Here is a 7,666-nt window from a genome sequence, read left to right on the forward strand (position 1 = left end):
CTCCTTGGATTCTCAGCTGAACACAACTTACGCCGGCGGGGGGATTGCGGTCCAACGGAAATTCGATTCCGTGGTATTGGCAACGGAAAAAGAAGATACAGCCTGCCTTATGACAAAGCAACATAATGTTCCGCTGCCCGGATCCGGCAATTCCCGTCTTCGCCCGGATGCTTAGTACTGGCTAACTGCGATTTAATCTCTTAACTTTCATTTTAACATCCGGAGCTCGTTAAACTGTCAACATGAAAAATGTTTCAATGGCCAGATACACGGTAAGGATTCCGGGACGCGGTTATTGCTGGCATGCCGAAATTATACACGCCATGCTGACCGTTCTGGAACGGGCAGCAAACGAATCGAGTCCATTGTGGCTGACCCGCGGGCTGATGGACATCCAGGTCAACCCGGCCAGTCGGCGGGCGGCGCGCGTACGACAGTCCGCGCGTGCCGGCCGGCATGCCTGTGCGTCTGCACAGGCGCCGCCCGCCGACAGAGGTAAGTAAAATCCACAATGCACCGGAGAAAATCACATGTCGGATAGCATAACTCGTAATGAATTTCTGCGGAGGTCCGCCGCCGCTGCCACCGGCTTCGGAATCATCGCTTCCAGCCATTCGGCCGCCGGTCAGCAGCGAAGCCGGAACCTTGGTGTCGGTCTGATCGGCTGCGGCAACCGGGGAAGATCATTGCTTCGTTCGATGATGGCCTTGCCAGAATTAACATTTCCGGCTGTCTGTGATACCGACGCGGACAATGCTGATACCGCAGCCAGGATAATCACCGACAGAGGCCTGTCGAAACCGCAAACCTACACTAACGGCCCGGAGGATTTCCGCCGCCTGCTCGACAGACCGGACCTGGATGCGGTCGTTATCGCCTCGCCGTGGCACTGGCACACACCGATGGCGGTCGCGGCGATGGAGGCCGGCAAGTACGCTGGTGTCGAGGTTCCGGCCGCGATTACGCTCGATGAGTGCTGGCGGCTGGTGGAGACTCATGAAAAAACCGGTACGCCCTGCATGATGCTCGAAAACTGGAGTTTCCGCCGCGACAACCTGGCCGTGCTGAACATGATCCGCCAAGGCCTGCTCGGCGATATTGTCCATTGCCACTGCGCCCACAGCCACGACTGTATCGACCACTGGTTTTTCAGCCCCGAGGGAGAAATCCGCTGGGGAGGGCAGTACCTGCTGTGGCGCAACGCCGACCAGTACCCGACCCACAGCCTGGGACCGGTGTTGAGCTGGATGGATATCGGGTGCGGTGATTATTTCGACTACATGACCAGCACTGCCACGCGCTCCAGCAGTATCAACGACTATTTCAGCAGGGAGTTCGGCGCTGACCACCCCAATGCCCGGCGCAGTTACGCCCAGGGGGATATTGTCACCAGCGTGGTACGCACAAGGCTGGGCAGTACGGTGGTCATCAACTACGACATGCAGCTTCCCAGGCCATACGACAACCGCTGGATGATCCAGGGTACGCGCGGAATCTACAACGAGCAGCGCAACTCGGTCTACCTGACAGGGGTCAGCCCGGCCTACCACGAGTGGGAACCGTTCGGCCCCTATCAGGAAAAATACGAGCACGCCTGGTGGCGGGAAATCAGGGAAAACCCTCCGTCCGACGGGCACGGCGGTACGGATTACCTCGAACTGAAAATGTTTTTCGAGGCTGTCCGGAGAGGCGATCAGACCCCGATCGATGTCTACGACTCGGTAACAATGAGCGCGATTATCCCGCTCTCCGAGCAGTCGATAGCCACCGGCAGTTCGCCGGTCCGCTTCCCCGATTTTACCCGCGGAGCATGGAAGCGGCGGAAACCCTCATTCGCTGTGGACAATTGATCGACTGCGGTAATTCTCGTAGGAGGGGTTCAGGCTGTCCGAACTGCTGGACGAGGTCGGCACCAAAAACTCCGCCAGCCACGCCCTGTTCTACGTGGTGGATGGTTATCACAACTTTCTTACGGTCAACTTTATCCGGGTTAACGATATTATCGTGGCGACCCATGCCAACGGCAAACCCCTCCGCGAGGACCGGGGGTTTCCGCTCCACGTCATCAGCCAGAGCAAATACGGCTACTAATGGTGCAAGTGGGTTGTCGGGATCGTACTTTCGGATGGCCCGCAGGATGCGGGGTTTTACGAAAACCGCGGCTACTCGGACGATGGAAACCTCGGCGATCACCCCTACAACCCGGATAAGGACAGGTTGCAGCCCTGACACATTCTCCCCGAATCAGATCCACTGCTGGAGCGCCTCGATAAGTTTCTGCGCCTGGTCCGGGCTGGAGATGTTGAACTTGCTCTGCTGACGGTACTCGTCACTCATCTTGCGGTAACGGCGGATCGTGTAGCGATCCTTGCTGAACTGATCCTTCCCCCGTTCCCACTGCTGGTAGCGGAAAATCACCGTGGACCAGGCTCCCTTCGAGAGCACGACCTTGTCCAGTTCCTTGACCAGCACCTGCCCGTCCTCTTCATATTGAATCGTCACATCGTTGATATCGCTCGCCATCCACCGTGCTCCTTTTTAAAACATTTTTATTGTCCGCAGCAATGCCAAAGGCTAAAGCTTAATTACCGCGGGGCTATTTATCAACCCTGATGTCCAGTCTGTCAAGTGAAAGTCGCTTCAACTCCCGCCAATCGGTGAGTCCCTGGTCGATTTGAATCCGGTAAGCCTCCTCCAGCACCCTGCCCATTTCCGGTCCCGGCTGCATGACGTCCAGCAGGTGACGGCCCAGCAGGACCGGTTTTTCCGGCTCGTTCTCGACCCGACAGCGCCTGGACATCTCCCTGAACCAGTCCACCATTGCGCTCTCACGTTCCAGAGGCTGATCCGAGCCGGGGTTGGTGCCGCGGTAGTCGGCCTGGGCCAGACGAGCCAGCAGTTCGAGATCGGCTTCAGGGTGAAGTTTCAGCGCCAGGCGCTTGAACGCTTTCCCGGATGAGTTGTTCTGCTGAAACTGCAGGGGCTTCATGTGCTCGGCCACCAGTTTGATTACCCCCTCCCGCAGTTTCCGCCTGCCGGAGAGCCGGCTCAACACCTTACCGGCCATCTCCGCGCCGGTCCTGTCGTGCTCCGGCGCCCTGATCCGGCCATCGCGGACCACGGAAGTCACCGGCTTGCCGATATCATGCAGGAGGGCCGTCCACATCAGCAGCAGATCGCGTTCCCGGTCTCCGCTGCGCAGAGCTGCGGCGGCGTCCACAACCTGCAGCGTGTGGGTCCAGACATCGCCCTCCGGGTGCCACTCCGGGTCCTGACCGGTTTCCCGCAGGGGGACGAGTTCCGGCAGAATCTCCCCCAGCCTGCCTGTCGAGTCCAGCCAGCGCAGGCCGAGAGCGGGTCGCCCGGCAAGCAGCCACATCTTCTCGAACTCCTCCCCGACCCGCTCCCTGCTCACTGACGAGATATCCATTTCCCGGCAGGTTCTCTGCAAGGTCTCGTCAGGCTGCATCTCAAAGCGCGCCGTGAACTGCATTACCCGGTAAAACCTCAACGGGTCCTCGATAAACAACACTGGGTCGGGTGTTCGCAGGATACCCTGCTCCATATCTTTCCGCCCGTTCCACGGATCTACCAGCTCACCGCTCAACACGTCGCGCAGCATGGCGTTCATCGTCAGGTCGCGGCGGCGGGAGGCCTCGCGGAAACTCATTTCCGGATCCACACTCACCACCGGATGACGTCCTCTGCTGTCTCTGCGCGGGACCGACCATTCCACTTCCAGGCCCTCCAGGCGCAGCACGCCGAATTGCCGGCCGACCAGAAGAACCGTACCGTAACAGGCAAGCAACCCTTCCAGATCATCCAGCGCCAGCCCGTACACTTCGATATCCACGTCCTTGGACTCGACTTCCAGGACCCTGTCGCGCACCACGCCCCCGGCATACATCGCCCGCCCGCCCCGCCTCGCAATCTCTCCGGCGATCCGGCCGACCACCTCCAATTGTCTTTTGTTCAGCAGCCTGTCCATGATTTATGATAGCCTGTCTGATGGCGAGATAAAAAAACCCGCCAACCGACGGGCCGTCCAGCGGGAAAAATTCGCACCAGATTCAATTGAACAACTCATTCCGCAGCAGGTGGTACTCGTCGAAAAACCGGCCGCGCTCCAGATACAGGACCACGAAACTCGCCAGGGCCACGGACCCCAGGATCGCCATCATGATCACCATCTGGTAGCGGATCGCATCGAGCGGGTCCACACCGCCGAGAATCTGCCCGGTCATCATTCCTGGTATGAACACCAGGCCGATCCCGCTCATCGAGCTGAGGGTGGGGATCAGGCTGGCCCGGAACGCCGAGCGCAGCAGGTCCCGGGTGGCCTCGCCGCCCGTGGCGCCGTGGGCAAGGTGGGTTTCAACCAGTTTACGCTGCTCCCTGACCCCTGAATAGAACCGCTCCAGGGCCAGGGCGCACCCGTTCATCGAGTTCCCCAGCACCATTCCGGCCAGCGGGATAAAGTAGCGCGGGGCGTACCACGGATCGACCTGCACAACCGCCAGGGCCAGGAATGCCGATACGCTCCCCGCCCCGGCCAGCATCGCCACGCCCAGGATCGCGGTCAAGCCGCCGAACTTGATCCCCGTACGGGCCAGAACCGTGCGCGCCGCGAAAAACACCATCGCCACGAACACGCCAACCGTGACGTACCAGATATGGATCTCGAACAGGTATTCCAGCACGAAGCCGATAGCCAGCAACTGGAGAGCCATGCGCAGGATGGAGAACCACAGGTCCCGTCCCAGTCGCAGCCGGTTGGCCCAGATGATCAGCCAGACCGGCAGGGCCAGCGCGAAGGCCGCCAGCAGACCGGCAACCGTGATATCGTAAAACCTGGGAGTCATTCTCCGGTCTCCAGAAACGAGCGAAGCTCATCGGCCCTGATCCCGTCGCGCGAGGCCCGCACTCTTCCGGCCTCAAGCAGGATCTGCCTGCCGCAGCGCTCCACCAGCGACGGGCTGTGAGTCACCAGCACAATTGTCAACTCCGGGAATGCTTCGGCAATGCTATCGAACACTTCCTCGGCGGTGATCAGGTCCAGCGCGCTGGTTGGTTCATCGAGCAGGATCGCCTCGGGCCGCAGAGCCAGGGCGCGGGCAATAGCTACCCGCTGCTTTTCCCCTCCAGACAGCTTGTCGGCCCGGACGTGGAGCATATCGCCGTCCAACCTGGTGGCTTCAAGCAATCCGGCGAGTTCATCCTCCAAGGGACTGCCGGTTCCTCCCGCACTGGCATAGGTGTAAGGCAGGGTAAGGTTGTCGGCCACAGTCCCGCCCCACAGCAGCGGCTCCTGATGCACCATCGGCAGGCGGCGCCTGATACCCGTAATCTCGGCAGGACCGGGAGCGAGACTATTGTATGTGACCGTGCCGCTGTCTGGCCGCAGCATGAAACACAACAGCCTGAGCAACGTAGATTTACCGGACCCGCTGCGGCCCACCACCGCTGTTCTGCCGCCGGTTTTGAGAGTCAGGTTTACGCTGTCGAGCACAAGCTTGCCGCCCAGGGTAACGTTGACCTGTTTCAACTCGAACATGCGGTCCTCGGGTGATGGGATACGGGAAGCCGATGTTTGTGCGGCCGCGTCAACTTATTCCCCGGTCAGGAGATGGGCAATGCGCAGCTTACGGTTGGAACTCACTTTACCGCAGAAGATCAATGTGTCGCCTCGCTTGAGAGGCTCGTCGCCGTCAGGGGCGAAATAGCACTGGCTGTCGCGGCAGAGCGCTATCGGTGTTATCCGGAACCCGGCGGCGAGTTCCGCCGGAGTGCAGAGGTCCTTGATATATACCTGGTCCAGGCGGTATTCCTGCATCAGCATGTCGAGCAGAACCCGGTTGGCGAACTGGTTGGTAACCTCGCGCAGCATCCGCCCGGAGCCTACCCGCCCCACGAACACCGGAATCGCTCCTATTCTCCTGTAGTGGAACTCCATGTCTTCATCCACGGCACGGACAACGAGGATCAGGTCATGGCCGGCGAAATCGAGCCCGATAGCGAAATTTTTCTCGTCAACCGGCGTACAGATCGACACCCCGTCAAACTGATCGACATCGAGCTCGCTGCTGAGCGCATCTCCCGCTATGTACTCGATCCGCTCATCGCCGAAAAGATTGCGCATTTTTTCGAGCTTTTCCTCGCTCGTCTCGATTATCACCGCCTGGCGCAGGGTGGCCTCAAGTTCGGCCACTATCGTACTGCCGATTATCCCGCCGCCCAGGACCAGGAACTTATCGCTTTTCAGCGGCAGCTCCGGGCTTTCGAGCCGGCCGAGTTTCGTAGTGGCCGCCGAGTGGTCCTTGAAGCCGATTACGACCAACTCGCCTCCCGGTACCGAGGCTTCGCCGAATTTCATCTTACCGTCCTGCATGGCGGCCAACGGAGTGTAAGCCCCGCAGGAATCAAGTTCCTCGTGGGGAACCACTCTGAAATCCAGCGCGGCTGTGTCCGGGAAAAGAAACCTGTCCAGGAACTCGGTGACCTGCGGACGGATCATGCTGGACACCATCTTGAGACCGCCGCTGAAATGCGGCGAGATCGGCTCGACACCCAGCTTGCGGAATCTAGGGGCCGAGGCAGGAGCTCCGCTGAAGCTGCTGATTATCCTTACCCGTTTTTCCAGCATGGCCGCCAGCAGGATATTGCGCTCGTCCTCGCGGTACAGCAGGTAGGCCCCGGCCGCCTCATCCGGACGAAGCTGTTCGACAGTTTCCGCCTTGGTGGGCTTGGCCATGATATAGTTGATTTCGGGGTACTCCTGTTTGTACTCCTGCAGCATTTCCCGGTCCTCGCTGATCAGGAACACCAAGCTCCGCTTGATCAGGCCCTCGATAATCTTGTTGATCAGCTCCCTGTCATCGCCGAAAATCAGAAAATGACCCTGGGCCTGTTCGAGAATCTTCTCCATCACCCGGACGATCTTCAGGTTGTACACTTCCTCGACAACCACCCTGGCATACACATGGGCGCTGAGTACGATAAAGCGGGTGATCAGGAAGGCGCCGATCAGAATGATAATCAACCGGATCGGCGAACCAGTGATGAACCCGTCGTCCGTGTAGCCGATTGTCGAAAAAGTTATCCAGATGAAGTAAAAGCACTGTATCAGCGTACGGTCATTGCCCTGCATGTACTCGATCACGTAGAGCACGGCTCCGAAAAAAATCACCATGATCGTAATCGAGAGCAGAAAAACGATAAAGACACGGGCGGTTTCTCTGATCTGTGCGCGTTCATGCCACAGCAGGTCGCGGAGATAATTTCTGATCCGTCTCCCCCGCGTTTTCTCATTCGCCGCCTTTTTCCTGAGTTTCATTTCGTTCCGCCCGGTTCAGGATATTTTCATCTGGTCGAAATATGCGGACAAATCCACGTTACCGCCGCTGATAATCACGCCTACGCGCAGCGCTCCCCGGTCTGTTCCGGGAACGCGGCGTTCGAGCAGGGGGGCAAGAGGCACCGCCCCGCTGGGCTCCACAACAAGTTTCATCCGCTCCCAGAGGAATTTCATCGCACTCACTATTTCGGCTTCCGAGACCAGCACGATCTCATCCACCCGGCTGGAGATAACCGCGAACGTTTTCTCGCCCAGCGAGGTCCGCAGGCCGTCGGCGATAGTGCGGGGGTCGGTTTGCGGAATCAACTTCCC

At 59.3% G+C, this 7,666-nt stretch carries 8 protein-coding genes; 2 read left to right on the plus strand and 6 right to left on the minus strand.

The genetic code is table 11. The annotated features are described in order from the left end of the window. Positions 1–530: 530 nt before the first annotated feature. Entirely contained in the window at positions 531–1,850 is a 1,320-nt protein-coding gene (locus FVQ81_10980) for a Gfo/Idh/MocA family oxidoreductase (protein ID MBW7997069.1), read from the plus strand. 34 nt (positions 1,851–1,884) lie between these two features. Continuing rightward, entirely contained in the window at positions 1,885–2,091 is a 207-nt protein-coding gene (locus tag FVQ81_10985; GenBank protein ID MBW7997070.1) for a molybdopterin-dependent oxidoreductase, read from the plus strand. A 153-nt stretch (positions 2,092–2,244) separates the two neighbouring features. On the opposite strand, the gene FVQ81_10990 is transcribed toward FVQ81_10985, so the two are convergent. From FVQ81_10990 to FVQ81_11015, 6 genes are all read right to left on the minus strand, one after another. Then, complete coding sequence (locus tag FVQ81_10990; protein ID MBW7997071.1) at positions 2,245–2,523, minus strand: hypothetical protein; 279 nt, start codon at positions 2,521–2,523, stop codon at positions 2,245–2,247. 73 nt (positions 2,524–2,596) lie between these two features. Continuing rightward, positions 2,597–3,988 (minus strand): CCA tRNA nucleotidyltransferase, encoded by a 1,392-nt coding sequence (locus FVQ81_10995; protein MBW7997072.1) that lies wholly within the window; start codon positions 3,986–3,988, stop codon positions 2,597–2,599. Positions 3,989–4,070: 82 nt separating this feature from the next. Beyond that, entirely contained in the window at positions 4,071–4,862 is a 792-nt protein-coding gene (gene fetB / locus FVQ81_11000) for an iron export ABC transporter permease subunit FetB (protein ID MBW7997073.1), read from the minus strand. Beyond that, entirely contained in the window at positions 4,859–5,554 is a 696-nt protein-coding gene (locus tag FVQ81_11005) for an ATP-binding cassette domain-containing protein (GenBank protein ID MBW7997074.1), read from the minus strand. Before FVQ81_11005 ends, fetB begins: the two co-directional genes overlap by 4 nt. Positions 5,555–5,608: 54 nt before the next feature. Continuing rightward, positions 5,609–7,333: a hypothetical protein gene (locus tag FVQ81_11010; protein MBW7997075.1), complete on the minus strand. Its 1,725-nt coding sequence runs from the start codon at positions 7,331–7,333 to the stop codon at positions 5,609–5,611. Positions 7,334–7,348: 15 nt separating this feature from the next. After that, on the minus strand, positions 7,349–7,666 hold a 318-nt coding region (locus FVQ81_11015), incomplete at its 5' end, for a pyridoxal-phosphate dependent enzyme (GenBank protein MBW7997076.1).

This window comes from Candidatus Glassbacteria bacterium, assembly GCA_019456185.1.
GTDB lineage: Bacteria > Gemmatimonadota > Glassbacteria > GWA2-58-10 > GWA2-58-10 > JAJRTS01.

Bases quoted from the DNA above. Each gene is read 5' to 3' on its own strand.
- FVQ81_10990 (MBW7997071.1), bottom strand. From the start codon at position 2,523: ATGGCGAGCGATATCAACGATGTGACGATTCAATATGAAGAGGACGGG.
- fetB (MBW7997073.1), bottom strand. From the start codon at position 4,862: ATGACTCCCAGGTTTTACGATATCACGGTTGCCGGTCTGCTGGCGGCC.
- FVQ81_10995 (MBW7997072.1), bottom strand. From the start codon at position 3,988: ATGGACAGGCTGCTGAACAAAAGACAATTGGAGGTGGTCGGCCGGATC.
- FVQ81_10980 (MBW7997069.1), top strand. From the start codon at position 531: ATGTCGGATAGCATAACTCGTAATGAATTTCTGCGGAGGTCCGCCGCC.
- FVQ81_11010 (MBW7997075.1), bottom strand. From the start codon at position 7,333: ATGAAACTCAGGAAAAAGGCGGCGAATGAGAAAACGCGGGGGAGACGG.
- FVQ81_11005 (MBW7997074.1), bottom strand. From the start codon at position 5,554: ATGTTCGAGTTGAAACAGGTCAACGTTACCCTGGGCGGCAAGCTTGTG.